We start from the raw sequence: 18,704 nt of genomic DNA, 5'->3' as shown, positions 1-18,704 counted from the left end.
AGCGGACGGCAGATCAAGGTCTGCCGGTCTCGAAGAAAGTGCACAGCTGGGGATCAGAGCAACACCACGTCGTATTGTTCCTGTGAATACATGGTTTCGACCTGGAAGCGAATCGTGCGACCGATAAAACTTTCCAGTTCGGCGACGTTACCGGACTCTTCGTCCAGCAGGCGATCCACCACCTTCTGATTGGCAAGTACTCTATAACCTTCGGCCTGGTAGGCGCGCGCCTCGCGCAGGATCTCGCGGAAAATCTCGTAGCAAACCGTTTCCGGGGTCTTCAGTTTGCCGCGGCCCTGGCAGCTGCTGCACGGCTCGCACAGCACCTGCTCGAGGCTTTCGCGCGTGCGCTTGCGGGTCATCTGCACCAGGCCCAACTCGGTGATGCCGATGATGTTGGTCTTGGCGTGATCGCGCTCCAGTTGCTTCTCAAGCGTGCGCAGCACCTGGCGCTGGTGCTCTTCATCTTCCATGTCGATGAAGTCGATGATGATGATGCCGCCCAGGTTGCGCAGGCGCAGTTGACGGGCGATGGCCGTGGCCGCTTCGAGATTGGTCTTGAAGATGGTCTCTTCAAGGTTGCGATGGCCCACGAATGCACCGGTGTTGACGTCGATGGTGGTCATGGCTTCTGCCGGGTCTACCACCAGATAGCCGCCGGACTTGAGTGGCACCTTGCGTTCCAGGGCTTTCTGGATTTCGTCTTCGACGCCATACAGGTCGAAGATCGGCCGCTCGCCGGGGTAGTGTTCCAGGCGATCGGCGATTTCTGGCATCAACTCGGCAACAAATTGCGTAGTACGCTGGAAGGTTTCCCGCGAGTCGATGCGAATTTTCTCGATCTTCGGGCTTACCAGGTCGCGCAGCGTGCGCAGCGCCAGGCCGAGGTCTTCATAGATGACGCTGGGCGCGCCGATGGTTTTGATCTGGGCGTCGATCTGGTCCCACAGGCGCCGCAGGTAGCGAATATCCATGAGAATTTCATCCGCGCCAGCGCCTTCTGCGGCGGTGCGCAGGATAAACCCACCCGCTTCCTTGATGCCCTCGGCGGCGACACAGTCGCTGACCACCTTCTTCAGGCGCTCGCGCTCGGCTTCATCTTCGATCTTCAGGGAAATGCCCACATGGGCAGTGCGTGGCATGTACACCAGGTAGCGCGAGGGAATCGACAGCTGGGTGGTCAAGCGGGCGCCCTTGGAACCGATAGGGTCCTTGGTGACTTGCACCACCAGGCTCTGGCCCTCGTGCACCAGCGCGCTGATGCTTTCCACCGCAGGGCCTTCGCGCAGGGAAATTTCCGAGGCATGGATAAACGCTGCACGGTCCAGGCCGATGTCGACGAAGGCCGCCTGCATGCCCGGCAATACGCGCACCACCTTGCCTTTGTAGATATTGCCGACGATCCCGCGTTTCTGGGTGCGTTCGACATGCACTTCTTGCAGAACACCGTTCTCTACCACCGCCACGCGCGATTCCATCGGCGTGATATTGATCAGAATCTCTTCACTCATGGCTGGGTCTCGTTCAGGCGTTTTCACAATAGTGACCGTTCGCTTAAGGCTTGGCGCTGGAATACGGCGTTCAGCACACGGTAAGGTTTTGCCAACAGGGTATGCCGAATTGGGCGAGCAGTTGCGCGGTTTCGCAGACTGGCAGGCCCACCACGGCGGAATAACTGCCATTAAGCCCGGCCACAAACACCGAACCCAGCCCTTGGATAGCATAGCCGCCAGCCTTGTCCTGCGGTTCGCCACTGTGCCAGTAGGTGGTAGCCTCCTGCACAGAAACCTCGCGGAAACGTACACGGCTGCTGACACATCGGGTTTCACATTGCTGGCCGTCGGTCAGGGCAATGGCGGTAAGCACTTCATGCTCGCGGCCGGAAAGGGCCATCAGCATGGCCAGTGCATCGGCCTGATCCACCGGTTTGCCCAGGATCTGCCCGTCAACGATCACCGCCGTGTCGGCCCCTAGCACGCAGGTGTTTGAGGTGTGGCCAAGCGCAACAAAACCCGCCGTCGCCTTGCCCCGCGCAAGGCGCTCGACATAGGCAACGGCAGGTTCGTTGTTGAGGGGCGTTTCATCAATAGCGGCGCTGACCAAGGTGAAGGGCACACCGATCTGGGCCAGCAGTTCACGTCGCCGCGGGGAGCCCGAGGCCAGATAAAGCGAATTCATTGCAGCCTCTCCCTGTGGGGTTCGATAACCAGGCAGAGCCTCGCAATCCATTCAATTGATTTTATAGCGGCGACGCAGCCCACGCAGGCCAAAACTGATCCAGGGCCACAACAAGGCACTGACCAGCGCCGGCAAGACCAGCGCCAGGGTCGGCTGGCGGTTGCCAGTCAACGCGCTGAGCCACAGTTGCACCAACTGCGCCAGGCCGAAGATCACCAGGATCACCAAACACTGCTGCCACATCGGGAACATGCGCAAGCGCTGTTGCAACGACAGCACCAGAAAGGTAATCAGGGTCAGGATCAACGCGTTCTGGCCCAGCAAGGTGCCATACAGCACATCTTCGGCCAACCCCAGGCACATCGCCGTGACCATGCCCACCTTGTGCGGCAGGTTCAATGACCAGAACGCCAGCAGCAAGGCCAGCCAGAGCGGACGCAGAATTTCCATGAACTGCGGCAGCGGCGAAACACTGAGCAGCAGGCCGATGGCGAAGGTCAGCCAGACGATCCAGCCATTGCGTGAATGAGTACCGGCCATTATTGCTCCCTCTGCCGTGTGGTGGCCGGAGCGGTGCTCGGCGTAGTGGCCGGGGGTTTGGCCGCCGCTGGCTTAGCCGGGCGCGCGTTGTGCGCTGCCGGTTGAGCGGGCGTTGCCGCCGGTGCCGGGGCAGTTGTTGCCGCAGGTGCAGGCGGACCGACGAAAGCCGGTTTCGGCACCGTGGCCGGCACGATAGGCGCGGTACCATTCTGCTGGTCTTCCGCTTCCTGGGCCTGGGCAGCGTCGTTGGCGCGCTCTTCCGGGGTGCGGTTGTCGCTGAACACCAGCAGCAGGTAGCGGCTGCGGTTCAAAGCGGCAGTCGGTACCGCCCGAACGATAGCGAACGGCTGGCCGGAATCATGGATCACCTCTTTGACCGTCGCCACCGGATAACCCGCCGGGAAGCGCTGGCCCAGGCCAGAGCTGACCAGCAGGTCACCTTCCTTGATGTCAGCGGTGTCCGCCACATGGCGCAGCTCCAGGCGTTCCGGGTTGCCGGTGCCGCTGGCAATGGCGCGCAGGCCGTTACGGTTGACCTGTACCGGAATGCTGTGGGTCGTATCCGTCAGCAACAGCACCCGCGAGGTGTAGGGCATCAACTCGACCACCTGGCCCATCAGGCCACGGGCATCGAGCACCGGCTGGCCAAGCACCACACCGTCGCGCTCACCCTTGTTGATGATGATGCGGTGGGTAAAGGGGTTGGGGTCCATGCCGATCAGCTCGGCCACTTCGACCTTTTCGTTGACCAGCGCGGAAGAATTGAGCAACTCGCGCAGCCGAACGTTCTGCTCGGTGAGGGCCGCCAGCTTTTGCATGCGCCCCTGCAACAGCAGGTTTTCAGTCTTGAGTTTTTCGTTCTCGGCGACCAGTTCGGTGCGGCTGCCAAATTGGCTGGACACACCCTGGAATAGACGTTGCGGCAGGTCGGTGATCCAGTAGGTCTGCATCAACACCAGCGACATCTGGCTACGCACCGGCTTGAGCAGTGCAAAGCGGGCATCGACCACCATCAGCGCGACCGAAAGCACGGTCAGCACCAATAAGCGCACACCCAATGAGGGGCCTTTGGCGAAAAGCGGTTTAATAAGCCGCTCCTCCCAGGCAAATGTTCTCTTTATTCATACGGCATCAAACCGGCCTGGATGCAGATTGAAGAAGATAAACGCCAACAGGCAGCACTGCAAAGTGCTGCCTGCCGACGAAGCATGAACCATCCAGGCAATCTTATTCGCTGGAGAGCAGGTCCATGGTGTGTTTATCCATCATTTCCAGCGCACGACCACCGCCACGGGCAACACAGGTCAGCGGGTCTTCGGCGACGATCACCGGCAGGCCGGTTTCCTGGGCCAGCAACTTGTCGAGGTCGCGCAGCAAGGCGCCACCACCGGTCAGTACCAGGCCACGCTCGGCGATATCGGAAGCCAGCTCCGGCGGCGATTGCTCCAGGGCGCTTTTCACCGCCTGAACGATGGTGGCCAGGGACTCTTGCAGAGCCTCCAGCACTTCATTGGAGTTCAGGGTGAAGGCACGTGGAACGCCTTCGGCCAGGTTGCGACCGCGCACATCGACTTCGCGCACTTCGCCGCCTGGGTAAGCGGTGCCGATTTCCTGCTTGATGCGCTCGGCGGTGGACTCGCCGATCAGGCTGCCGTAGTTACGACGCACATACGTGATGATCGCTTCGTCGAAACGGTCGCCGCCCACGCGTACGGATTCGGCATACACCACACCGTTCAGGGAAATCAGGGCGATTTCGGTCGTACCACCACCGATATCCACCACCATCGAACCGCGTGCTTCTTCAACCGGCAGGCCGGCACCGATCGCAGCGGCCATCGGCTCTTCGATCAGGAAGACTTCACGGGCACCGGCGCCAAGGGCCGATTCACGGATGGCGCGACGCTCAACCTGGGTGGACTTGCACGGAACGCAGATCAGCACGCGAGGGCTGGGCTGCAGAAAACTGTTTTCGTGAACTTTGTTGATGAAGTACTGCAGCATCTTTTCGCAGACGCTGAAATCGGCGATCACGCCATCCTTCATCGGACGAATGGCAGCAATATTGCCTGGTGTACGGCCGAGCATGCGCTTGGCCTCGGTGCCAACGGCAACGACACTTTTCTGATTACCATGGGTCCGAATGGCCACAACCGATGGCTCATTCAGAACGATACCGCGCTCGCGCACGTAAATAAGGGTGTTGGCAGTGCCCAGGTCAATGGAGAGATCGCTGGAAAACATGCCACGCAGTTTCTTGAACATGGGGAAAGGACCCTAGGCAACGCGTGGGTAAAAAAGTGCGGCAAACTCTAACAACGACAGGGATTTTGGGCAAGGCGCCAATGTGCTAAATTGGCCGACTTTCTGTGCACCAACCCCCACAATCGCGGCCTTATGACCGTAGAAATGCGGTAGTGTTCCGACAATCTAACACACGGACGCCCTCCGTTCTGTTTTCCACTGGAGAATCCCATGGCGCTTGAACGCTCCGACGTGGAAAAAATCGCACATTTGGCCTCGCTTGGCCTTAATGATGCCGATCTTCCACAGACCACCGCAGCCCTGAACAGCATTCTCGGGCTGGTCGACCAAATGCAAGCCGTGAATACCGACGGCATCGAGCCCCTGGCTCACCCACTGGAAGCCAGCCAGCGCCTGCGCGCAGACGTCGTGACCGAACGCAATAATCGCGAGGCCTACCAGTCCATCGCGCCAGCGGTCGAAAACGGCCTGTACCTGGTTCCGAAAGTCATCGACTAAAGGGAAAGAGCCTTTCATGCATCACATGACTCTGGCCGAGATCGCCCGCGGTCTCGCCGACAAATCGTTTTCCAGCGAAGAGCTGACCCAGACCTTGCTGGCGCGTATCGCCGCGCTCGATCCGAAGGTCAACAGCTTCATCAGCCTCACCGAGGAGCTGGCCCTGAGCCAGGCCAAGGCCGCCGACGCCCGTCGCGCCAACGGTGAGAACGGCGCGCTGCTTGGCGCACCGATCGCCCACAAGGACCTGTTCTGCACCCAGGGCATTCGCACCAGCTGCGGCTCGAAGATGCTCGACAACTTCAAGGCGCCCTACGACGCCACTGTGGTCGCCAAGCTGGCCGCTGCCGGGGCCGTGACCCTGGGCAAGACCAACATGGACGAATTCGCCATGGGCTCGGCCAACGAGTCGAGCTACTACGGCGCGGTGAAAAACCCGTGGAACCTGGAGCACGTACCGGGTGGTTCCTCCGGTGGTTCGGCTGCGGCCGTGGCCGCGCGCTTCCTGCCCGCCGCTACCGCCACCGACACCGGCGGTTCGATCCGCCAGCCAGCGGCCTTCACCAACCTCACCGGCCTGAAGCCGACCTACGGTCGTGTGTCTCGCTGGGGCATGATTGCCTATGCGTCCAGCCTCGATCAGGGCGGCCCATTGGCACGCACCGCTGAAGACTGCGCAATATTGTTACAAGGCATGGCAGGCTTCGATAAACAGGACTCCACCAGCATCGACGAGCCCGTGCCGGACTACAGCGCCAGCCTGAACACCTCGATCAAGGGCCTGCGCATCGGCGTGCCGAAGGAATACTTCAGCGCCGGCCTCGACCCGCGTATCGCCGATCTGGTGCAAAACAGCATCAAAGAGCTGGAAAAACTTGGCGCCGTGATCAAGGAAATCAGCCTGCCGAACAACCAGCATGCGATTCCCGCCTACTACGTGATCGCGCCAGCAGAGGCGTCTTCCAACCTGTCGCGTTTCGACGGCGTGCGCTTCGGCTATCGCTGCGAAAACCCGAAAGACCTCACCGACCTGTACAAACGCTCCCGTGGCGAAGGCTTCGGCAGTGAAGTGCAGCGCCGGATCATGGTCGGCGCCTACGCCCTGTCGGCCGGCTACTACGACGCGTACTACCTCAAGGCGCAAAAAATCCGTCGCCTGATCAAGAACGACTTCATGGCCGCCTTTGAAGAAGTCGATGTGATCCTCGGCCCGACCGCGCCGAACCTGGCGTGGAAGATCGGCGCCAAGACCGGCGACCCGATCGCCGAGTACCTGGAAGACCTCTACACCATCACCGCCAACCTCGCGGGCTTGCCGGGCTTGTCCATGCCCGCAGGTTTCGTCGATGGCCTGCCGGTGGGCGTGCAATTGCTCGCCCCGTACTTCCAGGAAGGCCGCCTGCTCAATGTGGCGCACCAGTACCAGTTGAACACCGACTGGCACACCCGCACCCCTACCGGCTTCTGAGGAGAACACTATGCAATGGGAAGTTGTGATCGGGCTGGAGATTCATACCCAGCTCGCCACCCAATCGAAGATTTTCTCCGGTAGCGCCACCACGTTCGGCTCTGAGCCCAATACCCAGGCCAGCCTGGTAGACCTGGGCATGCCCGGCGTGCTGCCGGTGCTGAACCAGGAAGCGGTGCGCATGGCGGTGATGTTCGGCCTGGCGATTGACGCCGAGATCGGCCAGCACAACGTGTTTGCGCGCAAGAACTACTTCTACCCGGACCTGCCCAAGGGCTACCAGATCAGCCAGATGGAACTGCCGATTGTCGGCAAGGGCCACCTGGACATTCCCCTGGAAGACGGCACAATCAAGCGTGTCGGCGTCACCCGTGCGCACCTTGAAGAAGACGCCGGCAAAAGCCTGCACGAAGAATTCCCGGGCGCCACCGGCATCGACCTGAACCGTGCCGGCACGCCGCTGCTGGAGATCGTGTCCGAGCCGGACATGCGCAGTGCCAAGGAAGCCGTGGCCTACGTCAAGACCATCCACGCGCTGGTGCGCTACCTGGGCATCTGCGACGGCAACATGGCCGAAGGCTCGCTGCGTTGCGACTGCAACGTGTCGATCCGCCCCAAGGGCCAGGTCGAGTTCGGCACCCGCTGCGAGATCAAGAACGTCAACTCGTTCCGCTTCATCGAGAAGGCGATCAACAGCGAAGTGCGTCGCCAGATCGAGCTGATCGAAGACGGCGGCAAGGTGATCCAGCAAACGCGCCTGTACGACCCGAACAAAGACGAAACCCGCGCCATGCGCAGCAAAGAGGAAGCCAACGACTACCGTTACTTCCCCGACCCGGACCTCTTGCCGGTGGTACTGGAGGACTCGTTCCTCAATGACATCCGCGCCACCCTGCCGGAATTGCCGCAGCAAAAACGCGAGCGCTTCCAGGAGCAGTTCGGCCTGTCCGTCTACGATGCCAGCGTGCTGGCCTCCAGCCGCGAACAAGCCAACTACTTCGAAAAAGTCGTGAGCATTGCCGGCGACGCCAAGCTGGCGGCCAACTGGGTGATGGTCGAGCTGGGCAGCCTGTTGAACAAACAAGGCCTGGAAATCGACGAAGCACCGGTCACCGCCGAGCAACTGGGTGGCATGCTGCTGCGCATCAAAGACAACACCATCTCCGGCAAAATTGCCAAGACCGTGTTCGAAGCGATGGCCGCCGGTGAAGGCAATGCCGACGAGATCATCGAGAAGCGTGGCCTCAAGCAAGTCACCGACAGCGGCGCCATCTCGGCCGTACTCGATGAAATGCTCGCGGCCAATGCCGAGCAGGTCGAGCAATACCGCGCGGCAGACGAAGCCAAGCGCGGCAAGATGTTCGGCTTCTTTGTCGGCCAGGCGATGAAAGCCTCCAAGGGCAAAGCCAACCCGCAACAGGTGAACGAACTGCTCAAAAGCAAGCTCGAAGGCTGATTGCAGTGAAATGGTTGGAGTGGAGTTTCACATACACCCCGACCTTTTGTGGGAGCTGGCTTGCCTGCGATTCAGGCACCTCGGTGTTTCAGTTACACCGAGCCGATGCTATCGCAGGCAAGCCAGCTCCCACATTTACATCTGGGACTTCCTGACAATGAAGCGTCTACTCGGCCTCCTGGCCTTGTCCTCCCTGCTGGCCGGTTGCGCCAGCGGCCTCATCGACCCCAACGGCTACGACGAAACCGGCACCGCGTCCTATTACGGCGCCAAGCACCATGGCAAGAGAACTGCCAGCGGTGAACCTTTCAACCAGAACGCCTTGACCGCCGCCCATCGGCGCCTGCCCTTCGGCACCCAGGTCAAGGTGACCAACCTCGACAACAACCGTTCTGTCGTGGTGCGTATCAATGATCGCGGCCCGCATACCCGTGGCCGCCTGATCGACCTTTCACGCAAGGCTGCCGAGCAACTGCGCATGCTGAGCAGCGGCACCGCGCGGGTTCGCGTGCAAGCCCTGAACAACTGATCGAGGCAGCCTTGAGCATTTTCGGATTGAACGCCCTATCGCCCTGGAGCCTGCTCGAACTGGTGGGCGGCCTGATCTTGCTGATCGTCGGCGCTGAAGTCCTGGTGCGCGCTGCGGTGCGCCTGGCGGCCAGCCTCAAGGTGCGGCCACTGATCATCGGCTTGAGCATCGTCGCTTTCGGCAGCAGTGCACCGCAGATGACCGTGAGCCTGCAGGCCACGCTGGCTGGCAACACGGACATTGCCGTAGGCAGCGTCATCGGCAGCAGTATCTTCAATATCCTCGTGACCCTGGGCTTGTCCGCACTGATCATTCCACTGCGAGTCTCGCGGCAGCTGGTGCGCGTGGATATCCCGGTGATGATCGTCGCCGGCCTGCTGGTGTTTATCCTGGCCGCCAATGAAATGCTGACGCCCTTCGATGGCGCCGTGCTGCTGGTGGCACTGGTGGCCTACCTGGGCGTATTGCATTACCAGACACGCCACTCCCGCCGCCCGCGCACCCTCGACACCGTGGCCAAAGCGCCATGGCTGAGCAGTGTGCTGCTGATGCTCGGCGGCTTGCTGGTGCTGGTGCTGGCCGGGCATTTGTTGCTCGGCGCAGCGGTGGACGTGGCGGGCGACCTGGGCCTGTCGGAGCGCGTCATCGGCCTCACGCTGATCGGCGTCGGCACCTCGCTGCCGTGCCTGGCCACGTCGCTGATCGCCGCCTTGCGTGGCGAACGGGAGATTGTCGTGGGCAACGTGATCGGCAGCAACCTGTTCAACCTGCTTGGCGTACTGGGTTTTACCGCACTGGTGGCGCCGACACCGCTGTCGGTCTCGCCCAACGCCCTGGACTTCGATTTACCGGTGATGCTCGGCGCCATCATCCTGTGCCTGCCGGTGTTTTATACCGGCTACCGGGTAACGCGCATCGAAGGGCTGGTGCTGCTAGGGCTGTACCTGGCTTACGGCCTGCATGTGATGGCCTTCACCACTGGCATGCCGCTGGCTAACAAACTTGAACAATTGATGCTGTATTACGTCCTGCCGGCGTTAGGGGTTCTGCTGTTATTCACCTCACTGCGCGCCTGGCACCGCCAACACAAGAGGGAATCGCAATGACCGATCAAAAAAAGCCCGGGGTTGAAGTGCGTCGCCAGGTCATGGGCGATGTGTTCGTCGACCGCGCCTTGGGCAATGCCACGGCGTTCACCCAGCCGCTGCAGGACTTCGTCAATGAGCACGCGTGGGGCAGCGTCTGGAACCGCGAAGGTTTGCCGCTCAAGACCCGCAGCCTGATCACCCTCGCCGCCCTCACCGCTCTCAAGTGCCCGCAGGAACTCAAGGGCCATGTGCGCGGTGCACTGAATAATGGCTGTACGGTCGAGGAGATTCGCGAAGCGCTGCTGCATTGCGCGGTGTATGCCGGGGTGCCGGCGGCGATTGATGCGTTTCGCGCGGCGCAGGAAGTGATTGAGGCGTATCAGGCCGATCAGCAGTGACTGCCAGATAGCTATCGCAGGCAAGCCAGCTCCCACACTTGAGGGTATTCACACGCCCACATGTGGGAGCTGGCTTGTCGGGTCGCCGCATCGCTGCGATGGGGCCTCAAGCTGCCCGCCTATTTCAGATCCAACCACCCGCCTGCAACACAAAAATCCCGATATTCGTGGTCACCGCCGCCATCAACGTGGTGATCACGATAATCGCGGCCGCCAACTCATGATTACCCTCCGCCGCCCTGGCCATCACAAAGCTTGCGGCGGCGGTCGGCGCGCCGAAATACAGGAACAGAATCCCCAACTCCGGCCCACGGAACCCCAACAACCACGCGCCCAGGGTCGCGATCACCGGTAGCCAGATCATCTTCATCAGGCTCGCGCTCAAGGCCATGTTGCCGCTCTTGCGTAGCGCGGCCATGGACAAGGTGCCACCGATGCAAATCAACGCCAGCGGCAGCGTGGTATCGGACAGGTACTGCAAGGATTTCTCAAGCCAACCGGGCACGCCGATCTGGAAGTACGCGAACGGCGTGGCGACGATCACGCTGATAATCAGCGGGTTGGCCATTACGCTTTTGAAGATACTCCACGGGTCGGACTTGATCACCGGGCTATACACCGCCAGCACAATGGTCGACAGCGTGTTGTAAAAGAGGATCACCAACGCGGCGAGGATCGCGCCCAGGGAGATGCCGTAGTCGCCGTACATACTGGCTGCCAGCGCCAGGCCGATGACCCCGTTGTTGCCACGAAACGCGCCCTGGGCGTAAATGCCTCGGTCTTCGCGCTTGCAACGAAAGATCGCCCAGCCCCAGGCCATGGCAAAGCTCACCAAGGTGGCGACGCAAAAGTAGATCAGCAGCCCCGGTTTGAGCGCCGAGTGCAGGTCGGCATGCAGAATGCCCAGGAACAGCAGCGCCGGCATGGCAACGTTGAACACCAGGGACGATGCGGTGTGGATAAAGTTGTCGTTGATCCAATTGATGCGCTTTAGAAACACGCCCAGGAACAGCATGGCAAACACCGGCGCGGTGATGGTGAGGGTGGTGAGGAAGATTGCCAGCATGCCGGGGAGAACCTTGGTGGGCGTCGTTAGTTGGCTAATGATAAGCCATAGAGCCTGTGGCGTCTGGTAGGGCGCCTTCGCGAGCAAGCCCGCTCCCACATTTAGTCGCATTCCAAAGGTAGAACTCGGTCAAATGTGGGAGCGGGCTTGCTCGCGAAGGCAGCGACTCGGTCTCAGGTAATCGGCGCCGGGTTGAACAGCGTGATGTCGTTATGCAGCTTATGCCGCTCTGCCCAGGTCTGCTTCTTGCCGCTGGCCACATCCAGATAGAAGTGGAAAAGCTCCCAGCCCAACTCCTCGATACTCGCGCGCCCCGTGGCAATGCGCCCGGCGTCGATATCGATCAGGTCCGGCCAACGCTGGGCCAGCTCGGTGCGGGTCGAAACCTTCACCACCGGCGCCATCGCCAGCCCGTACGGCGTGCCGCGCCCGGTGGTGAACACGTGCAGGTTCATCCCCGCCGCCAGTTGCAAGGTGCCGCAGACAAAATCACTGGCCGGTGTGGCGCAGAAGATCAGGCCCTTTTGCTTGAAGCGCTCGCCAGGGCCAAGTACACCGGTGATCGCACTGCTGCCGGATTTGACGATGGAGCCCAACGACTTCTCGACAATATTCGACAGCCCGCCCTTCTTGTTACCCGGCGTGGTATTGGCGCTTCGGTCCGCCTCGCCCTTGGCCAGGTAACGGTCGTACCAGTCCATCTCCCTGACCAGCTCGCGAGCAACGTCTTCGTTTTGCGCGCGTGAAGTCAGCAGGTAAATCGCATCGCGCACTTCCGTCACTTCGGAAAACATCACCGTCGCGCCGGCGCGCAGCAACAGGTCCGAGGCGTAGCCCAGCGCCGGGTTGGCGGTGATGCCGGAAAACGCATCGCTGCCGCCGCACTGCATGCCCAGGATCAACTCGGAGGCCGGCACGGTTTCGCGGCGGCGCTGGTCGAGTTTCTTCAAGCGCACGTCGGCCAGCGCCATGATCTGCTCGATCATTTCGGTAAAGCCGTGGCTGGAATCCTGCAGGCGATACAGCCACGGCTCGCTCAGGTCTACAGAACTGTCGTTATCGTGCATCACCTGGCCGGCCTGGAGCTTTTCGCAGCCCAGGCTGATCACCAAGGCTTCGCCGCCCAGGTTGGGGTTACGCGCCAGGTTGCGCACGGTGCGGATGGGGATGTAGGCATCCGTCGCCGTAATTGCCACACCGCAGCCGTAGCTGTGGGTCAGCGCCACCACGTCATCGACATGCGGGTAGTTGGGCAGCAACTCGTCCTTGATGCGCTTGACCGCATGGTCCAGCACGCCCGTGACGCATTGCACGGTGGTGGTAATGCCGAGGATATTGCGCGTGCCCACGGTGCCGTCCGCATTGCGATAGCCCTCGAAGGTAAACCCCTCCAGGGGTGCCTGGGTTTCAGGCACCTCGGTGGACAGCGGCAAGCTGTCCAGCGGTGGTGCGGTGGGCATGCGCAACTGGTCCTCCTGCACCCAACTGCCGCGCGGAATCGGTGCCAGGGCATAACCGATGGTCTGGCCGTAGCGAATAATCTGGCCGCCCTCGGGGATGTCTTCCAGCGTCACCTTGTGGCTCTGCGGGATGAAATCCACGGTGACCAGGCCGTCGGGAAACTCGGTACCGGCGGGTACCCCTTGATCGTTCACCACGATCACCACATTGTCGCGCTCGTGCAAACGGATCGAGCGCGGCGAGTCGGCATGTTCAATCAACTGCATCACACGAACCTCAGGAATGCGCTTGAGAAAGGTTGGTCAACTCAGGGCCCTGGGTAGGCGGCTCCTTGAGCACCACGCGCTTGATCGGGCCAACAATCACCAGGTAACTGAACACCGCCACCAGCGCGTTGGCGCCAACGAACACCAGCGCCCATTTGAACGAGCCGGTGGTGCTGATGATGTAGCCAATCACAATCGGCGTGGTGATCGACGCCAGGTTACCGAAGGTGTTGAACAAGCCGCCACTGAGCCCGGCGATTTGTTTCGGTGAGGTGTCGGACACCACCGCCCAACCCAGTGCGCCAACGCCTTTGCCGAAGAAGGCCAAGGCCATGAAGCCCACCACCATCCATTCGATGTCTACGTAATTGCAGGCCACGATGCTGCTGGAAATCAGCAGGCCACCGATGATCGGCGCCTTGCGCGCGAAGGTCAGCGAGTGGCCTTTGCGCAGCAGGTAGTCGGAAATCACCCCACCGAGCACCCCGCCGATAAAGCCGCAGATCGCCGGTAACGAGGCAATGAAGCCGGCCTTGAGGATGGTCATGCCACGCTCCTGCACCAGGTACACCGGAAACCAGGTCAGGAAGAAGTAGGTGATGCCGTTGATGCAGTACTGGCCCAGGTAGACGCCGAGCATCATGCGGTTGGTCAGGAGCTGACGGATGTAATCCCACTTCGGCCCGTCGGTTTTCTTACCCTTGCCCTTGTCCTGATCCATATCGACCATCGCGCCATTGGCGGCGATGTGATTGAACTCGGCCTCGTTGATCATCGGATGCTGGCGCGGGCTGTGGATAACTTTCAGCCAGATCAGCGAGAACACAATGCCGATCACGCCCATCACGATAAACACGTGCTGCCAGCCGAAGCGATAGACGATCCAGCCCATCAACGGCGCGAACAACACCGTGGCGAAGTACTGGGCCGAGTTGAAGATGGCCGACGCAGTGCCGCGTTCAGCCGTAGGAAACCACGCCGCAACAATACGGGCATTTCCCGGAAACGACGGCGCCTCGGCCAAGCCCACCATGAAGCGCAGCATAAACAGCGCGACTACTGCAGTGGAGACGCCAAACTCACCGACATAGCCTTGCAGCACGGTGAACAGCGACCAGGTGAAGATGCTCAAGGCATAGACTTTTTTCGAGCCGAAACGATCGAGCAGCCAGCCACCGGGAATTTGCCCGGCCACGTAGGCCCAACCGAACGCAGAGAAGATATAACCGAGGGTGACCGCGTCGATACCGAGGTCTTTTTGCAGGCTGGAGCCGGCGATAGCGATGGTGGCCCGGTCGGCGTAGTTGATCGTGGTCACCAGGAACAGCATGAGCAGGATCAAATAGCGGACGTGGGTCGGCTTGGTCGCTTGCATGTAGAAGTACTCCCACTAATTATTTTTTTTGCGGGTAATGATTTTTTGTTTTCCTGTGGGAGCCGGGCTTGCCCGCGATGCAGGCACCTCGGTGTGTCAGCGAGACCGAGGTGATGCTATCGCAGGCAAGCCAGCTCCCACATAAAGCCGGTGCCACAGGGTGCTGCGTGTTACGAACCGATGTAGCTGGTCTTCACCACGGTGTAGAACTCTTGCGCATAGCGACCCTGCTCACGCGAACCGTAGGATGACCCCTTACGGCCACCAAATGGAACGTGGTAGTCCACCCCCGCCGTCGGCAGGTTGACCATCACCATCCCAGCCTGGGAGTGGCGCTTGAAGTGGTTGGCATATTTGAGCGAGGTGGTGGCGATGCCCGCCGACAAGCCGAACTCAGTGTCGTTGGCCATGGCCAGCGCCGCCTCGTAGTCGGCCACGCGCACCACGTTGGCCACCGGGCCGAAGATCTCTTCACGGCTGATGCGCATCGCCGCTTCACTGTCGGCAAACAGTGTCGGCGCTAGGTAATAGCCTTCGGTGTCGCAGGTCACCAGGCCGCCACCACTCACCAGCCGGGCACCTTCGCTCTGGCCGATATCGATGTATTTCAGGTCCTGATCCAACTGAGCCTGGGACACCACCGGGCCAATGTCGGTGCCGCTATTCAACGCGTGGCCGACCTTGATCGACTTCATGCGCTCGACCATCGCCGCGACAAACTGATCGTGAATCCCAGCAGTAACAATCAGGCGGCTCGACGCGGTGCAACGCTGCCCGGTGGAGTAAAACGCACTCTGTACCGACAGCTCGACAGCCTGCTTGAGGTCGGCATCGTCGAGAATGATCTGCGGGTTCTTGCCGCCCATTTCCAACTGCACCTTGGCCTGGCGCGATACACAGCTGACGGCGATCTGACGCCCAACGCCCACAGACCCGGTGAAACTGATGCCATCGACTTTCGGGCTGTTGACCAGCACGTCGCCGACCACACGGCCACTGCCCATCACCAGGTTGAACACACCGGCAGGGAAGCCGGCGCGGGAGATGATTTCCGCCAAGGCCCAGGCACAGCCCGGCACCAGTTCGGCAGGCTTGATCACCACGCAGTTGCCGTAGGCCAGGGCCGGGGCGATTTTCCACGCGGGGATGGCAATCGGGAAGTTCCACGGGGTGATCAGGCCCACCACACCGAGGGCTTCGCGGGTCACTTCAACGTTGACGCCCGGGCGCACCGACGGCACGTAATCGCCCGACAGGCGCAGGCACTCACCGGCGAAGAATTTGAAGATATTGCCGGCGCGAGTCACTTCGCCAATGGCTTCGGGCAGGGTCTTGCCCTCTTCGCGGGCCAGCAGGGTGCCGAGTTCTTCACGACGGGCGAGAATCTCGCTGCCGACTTTGTCCAGCGCATCGTGACGCGCCTGGATACCGGAGGTGGACCACGCCGGGAACGCGGCGCGGGCAGCATCGATGGCCGCGTTGACTTGGGCCACGTCTGCTTTGGCATATTCGCCAATGGCGTCGGACACATCCGACGGGTTGATGTTGGTGCAGTAGTCGGCGCCGGTTACCCATTCACCATTGATGTAGTTTTCAAAACGCTTTGCTTGGGACACGAATCTTCTCCTGATGCAAAAGGCCGCTGATTGCTCAGCGGCCTTGTGGATAATTTATTGCGCGCCTTGCTTGTCGATCAGCGCGGCGAGGGCTTCATACTCTTCCGGCAGCAGGTCGGTCAGTGGCGTGCGCACGGGGCCGGCGTCATAACCGACGATTTTCGCACCGGCCTTGACGATGCTCACCGCGTAACCGGCCTTGCGGTTACGGATATCCAGGTACGGCAGGAAGAAGTCGTCGATGATCTTGCCAACGGTGGCGTGATCTTCGCGGGCAATGGCGTGGTAGAAATCCATCGCCGTCTTGGGGATGAAGTTGAACACCGCCGAGGAGTACACCGGCACGCCCAGGGCCTTGTAGGCCGCGGCGTAAACCTCAGCAGTCGGCAAGCCACCGAGGTAGCTGAAACGGTCGCCCAGGCGACGGCGGATCGACACCATCAACTCGATATCACCCAAGCCATCCTTGTAGCCGATCAGGTTCGGGCAGCGCTCGGCCAGTTGCTCCAGCAACGGTGCGGTCAGGCGGCAGACATTGCGGTTGTACACCACCACGCCGATCTTGACCGACTTGCACACGGCCTCAACGTGGGCGGCAACCCCGTCCTGGCTGGCTTCGGTGAGGTAGTGCGGCAGCAGCAACAACCCTTTGGCGCCGAGGCGTTCGGCCTCTTGAGCGTACTCGATGGCCTGGCGGGTGGCACCGCCTACACCGGCCAGGATCGGCACGCTGGACGCGCAGGTATCCACGGCGGTTTTCACCACCTGGGAATATTCGCTGGCCGCCAGGGAGAAAAACTCACCTGTGCCACCTGCGGCGAACAAGGCGCTGGCGCCATAAGGGGCCAGCCATTCCAGGCGCTTGATGTAACCCGCCTGGTGGAAATCACCCTGGGCGTTGAAATCGGTCACTGGGAAAGACAGCAGACCGTGGGAGAGGATGGACTTCAGTTCTTGTGGATTCATTATTCGAACACCCTGGGCGAAGACTTTCTTACGAAAGGTTGTTGTTGGTTTTGATGATGTCGTACGTCATCGTACAACTATAAATAAATTCGTCAACTGCAATTCATCCGGCGTAATCCAACGAGGGCTTAAGACGCGGCTCTTGACGTAGGAAATTTCTCACCTATGATTCAGGTTACTGTATATGCATACAGTTATCACGGAAGATTCCTACGACATAGCAAGGAGCTAACATGTCAGGTCTTGAACTAGCAGCACCCGAAAAAACTCCGCCTACCCTGCGCTTCGAAGGCGGTGAACACACCGCCATCGGCGATGACACCCTGCTTCGCTTCAGCAAGGACGCCTCGGCCATTCCTGCCCGCCAAGTCGAACTGCACCTGCCCAACGGGCTCGCACTCACCTATGGCCAAGTGATCGCCCTGGGCGGCGACTTCTATGGCATCCCCGGCCAACCGATCAGCGATGGCAACTCCCCGGCCGAGCGCGTGCAACGCTTCACCGCCGCTTTCAACTCTCTCGCCGTGCTGCCCGCTTCACGGCAAGAAGCGCAGAAGATCCTGGCGGTGATGCAAAAGGAGATCAACGCCGTCAACCAGGCGATCAAGGAAGGCAAACAGCCGCACGAAGCCTATGACGCCCTTGGTGATACGTTGTCCGAGGAGTGGAACCGCATCACCGGCGGCGGCAGCGCTGTTTCGGCCCTCGTGCCGCTGGGCCGCTACCTGAAACTGGCAGCGGACAACGCCGACCACTTCGGTGAGTGGGCCTTGTCGGCCTACATGGCCGGCCATACGGCAGCACTGCAACAGGCAGTGGTGGCCCACCAGACCGGCACCGACCAGGCCCTGGAATTGGCTTACGCCATGAACAGCTTTGCCGATCACTTTTTGACCGACCTGTTTTCCGCCGGCCACCTGCGGGTACCGCGCAAACAACTGGCGGCAGTGGTGACGCCAGGAGAACTCGGCTCGCTGATCAGCCGCTTCATGCACGATGAAGACAGTAAATTCGGGCTCAAGGTGCGCAATGCCATGGGCGCTCAGTGGCATGCCTATGGCGACAAGCGCTACTTCGACAGCATCGACGCCGACAATCGCGTGCAGGTCAAAGAGGCCGTACAGGCCTCGGCCGATGAGATCTTCGAAACCTTCATCAGCGGCATCGCGCCCTCCCCGGCTGAGTTCAAGGCACCGCTGTATGTACCCGACCTGAACGCCGCACAAAACCCGGCGAATAACTTCTCGCCGCTGTTCAAGATGGAGGGGGACAAGGTACTGCGGCGCAAGGACGTCAACGATTTGAACGACAAGCACTGGACCAATGATTGGTGGGGATGGAGCACGTACTTGCTGCTTAAGGACTACAAGCCTAATCAACCCGCCAGCTAAATAGACGCGGTACTCCAGATAATGGAGATCAACTGTGGGAGCTGGCTTGCCTGCTCCCACAGCTGACCGCGCCCGGCCACACACTCCACGATGCGAAGCGAGCCGCTCTTGATCTTGATCTGCTTTTGATCTCAGGCGCCCCG

General features: G+C 60.8%; 17 protein-coding genes. 7 read left to right on the top strand and 10 right to left on the bottom strand.

Features of this window, described 5'->3' with window-relative positions:
- Window positions 1–53: 53 nt before the first annotated feature.
- The 5 genes from rng to mreB form a co-directional block, all read right to left on the bottom strand.
- Complete coding sequence (gene rng / locus A7K61_RS14530; RefSeq protein WP_003188562.1) at window positions 54–1,511, bottom strand: ribonuclease G; 1,458 nt, start codon at window positions 1,509–1,511, stop codon at window positions 54–56.
- A gap of 70 nt (window positions 1,512–1,581) precedes the next feature.
- The gene (locus A7K61_RS14525; protein ID WP_044271619.1) at window positions 1,582–2,178 is read right to left on the bottom strand and encodes a nucleoside triphosphate pyrophosphatase; all 597 of its coding nucleotides are present in this window, start codon (window positions 2,176–2,178) and stop codon (window positions 1,582–1,584) included.
- 51 nt (window positions 2,179–2,229) lie between these two features.
- Entirely contained in the window at window positions 2,230–2,718 is a 489-nt protein-coding gene (gene mreD, locus A7K61_RS14520) for a rod shape-determining protein MreD (protein ID WP_003188558.1), read from the bottom strand.
- Window positions 2,718–3,806: a rod shape-determining protein MreC gene (gene mreC / locus A7K61_RS14515; protein WP_083263097.1), complete on the bottom strand. Its 1,089-nt coding sequence runs from the start codon at window positions 3,804–3,806 to the stop codon at window positions 2,718–2,720. The genes mreD and mreC overlap by 1 nt, the downstream gene beginning before the upstream one ends.
- Before the next feature lie 139 nt (window positions 3,807–3,945).
- Window positions 3,946–4,983, bottom strand: a complete 1,038-nt coding sequence (gene mreB / locus A7K61_RS14510; protein ID WP_002555108.1) for a rod shape-determining protein MreB — start codon at window positions 4,981–4,983, stop codon at window positions 3,946–3,948.
- Between the two features lie 210 nt (window positions 4,984–5,193).
- On the opposite strand from mreB, the gene gatC reads away from it, so the two are divergent.
- From gatC to A7K61_RS14480, 6 genes are all read left to right on the top strand, one after another.
- On the top strand, window positions 5,194–5,481 hold the full coding sequence (gene gatC, locus A7K61_RS14505; protein WP_003188556.1) for an Asp-tRNA(Asn)/Glu-tRNA(Gln) amidotransferase subunit GatC: 288 nt from the start codon (window positions 5,194–5,196) through the stop codon (window positions 5,479–5,481).
- A 16-nt stretch (window positions 5,482–5,497) separates the two neighbouring features.
- A complete protein-coding gene (gene gatA, locus A7K61_RS14500) occupies window positions 5,498–6,949 on the top strand; it encodes an Asp-tRNA(Asn)/Glu-tRNA(Gln) amidotransferase subunit GatA (protein WP_047712591.1) in 1,452 nt (483 codons plus the stop codon).
- 10 nt (window positions 6,950–6,959) lie between these two features.
- Entirely contained in the window at window positions 6,960–8,405 is a 1,446-nt protein-coding gene (gene gatB, locus A7K61_RS14495) for an Asp-tRNA(Asn)/Glu-tRNA(Gln) amidotransferase subunit GatB (RefSeq protein WP_005784800.1), read from the top strand.
- Between the two features lie 157 nt (window positions 8,406–8,562).
- Complete coding sequence (locus A7K61_RS14490) at window positions 8,563–8,934, top strand: septal ring lytic transglycosylase RlpA family protein (protein ID WP_003188549.1); 372 nt, start codon at window positions 8,563–8,565, stop codon at window positions 8,932–8,934.
- A 50-nt stretch (window positions 8,935–8,984) separates the two neighbouring features.
- On the top strand, window positions 8,985–10,040 hold the full coding sequence (locus A7K61_RS14485; RefSeq protein WP_177343899.1) for a calcium/sodium antiporter: 1,056 nt from the start codon (window positions 8,985–8,987) through the stop codon (window positions 10,038–10,040).
- On the top strand, window positions 10,037–10,420 hold the full coding sequence (locus A7K61_RS14480) for a carboxymuconolactone decarboxylase family protein (RefSeq protein WP_044271602.1): 384 nt from the start codon (window positions 10,037–10,039) through the stop codon (window positions 10,418–10,420). Before A7K61_RS14485 ends, A7K61_RS14480 begins: the two co-directional genes overlap by 4 nt.
- A gap of 124 nt (window positions 10,421–10,544) precedes the next feature.
- On the opposite strand, the gene A7K61_RS14475 is transcribed toward A7K61_RS14480, so the two are convergent.
- The 5 genes from A7K61_RS14475 to kdgD all read right to left on the bottom strand — a co-directional run bounded on the left by A7K61_RS14475 (window position 10,545) and on the right by kdgD (window position 17,170).
- Window positions 10,545–11,486 carry an AEC family transporter gene (locus tag A7K61_RS14475; RefSeq protein ID WP_032893571.1) on the bottom strand — a complete coding sequence of 314 codons (942 nt, stop codon included), beginning with the start codon at window positions 11,484–11,486 and terminating at the stop codon, window positions 10,545–10,547.
- Between the two features lie 173 nt (window positions 11,487–11,659).
- Window positions 11,660–13,213, bottom strand: a complete 1,554-nt coding sequence (gene garD, locus A7K61_RS14470) for a galactarate dehydratase (protein WP_047712589.1) — start codon at window positions 13,211–13,213, stop codon at window positions 11,660–11,662.
- Between the two features lie 10 nt (window positions 13,214–13,223).
- Entirely contained in the window at window positions 13,224–14,588 is a 1,365-nt protein-coding gene (locus A7K61_RS14465; protein ID WP_003188541.1) for an MFS transporter, read from the bottom strand.
- Between the two features lie 170 nt (window positions 14,589–14,758).
- Window positions 14,759–16,204, bottom strand: a complete 1,446-nt coding sequence (locus A7K61_RS14460) for an aldehyde dehydrogenase family protein (RefSeq protein WP_069557822.1) — start codon at window positions 16,202–16,204, stop codon at window positions 14,759–14,761.
- A gap of 54 nt (window positions 16,205–16,258) precedes the next feature.
- A complete protein-coding gene (gene kdgD, locus A7K61_RS14455; RefSeq protein ID WP_032893575.1) occupies window positions 16,259–17,170 on the bottom strand; it encodes a 5-dehydro-4-deoxyglucarate dehydratase in 912 nt (303 codons plus the stop codon).
- A 233-nt stretch (window positions 17,171–17,403) separates the two neighbouring features.
- On the opposite strand from kdgD, the gene A7K61_RS14450 reads away from it, so the two are divergent.
- Window positions 17,404–18,561, top strand: coding sequence for a phospholipase (locus tag A7K61_RS14450; protein ID WP_069557821.1), 1,158 nt, complete (start codon window positions 17,404–17,406; stop codon window positions 18,559–18,561).
- Window positions 18,562–18,704: the final 143 nt, after the last annotated feature.

The organism is Pseudomonas sp. AP42, assembly GCF_001728935.1.
GTDB lineage: Bacteria > Pseudomonadota > Gammaproteobacteria > Pseudomonadales > Pseudomonadaceae > Aquipseudomonas > Aquipseudomonas lactis.
The sequence above is the reverse complement of the archived record's forward strand: the minus strand, read 5'-3'. Positions and strand labels throughout refer to the sequence as shown.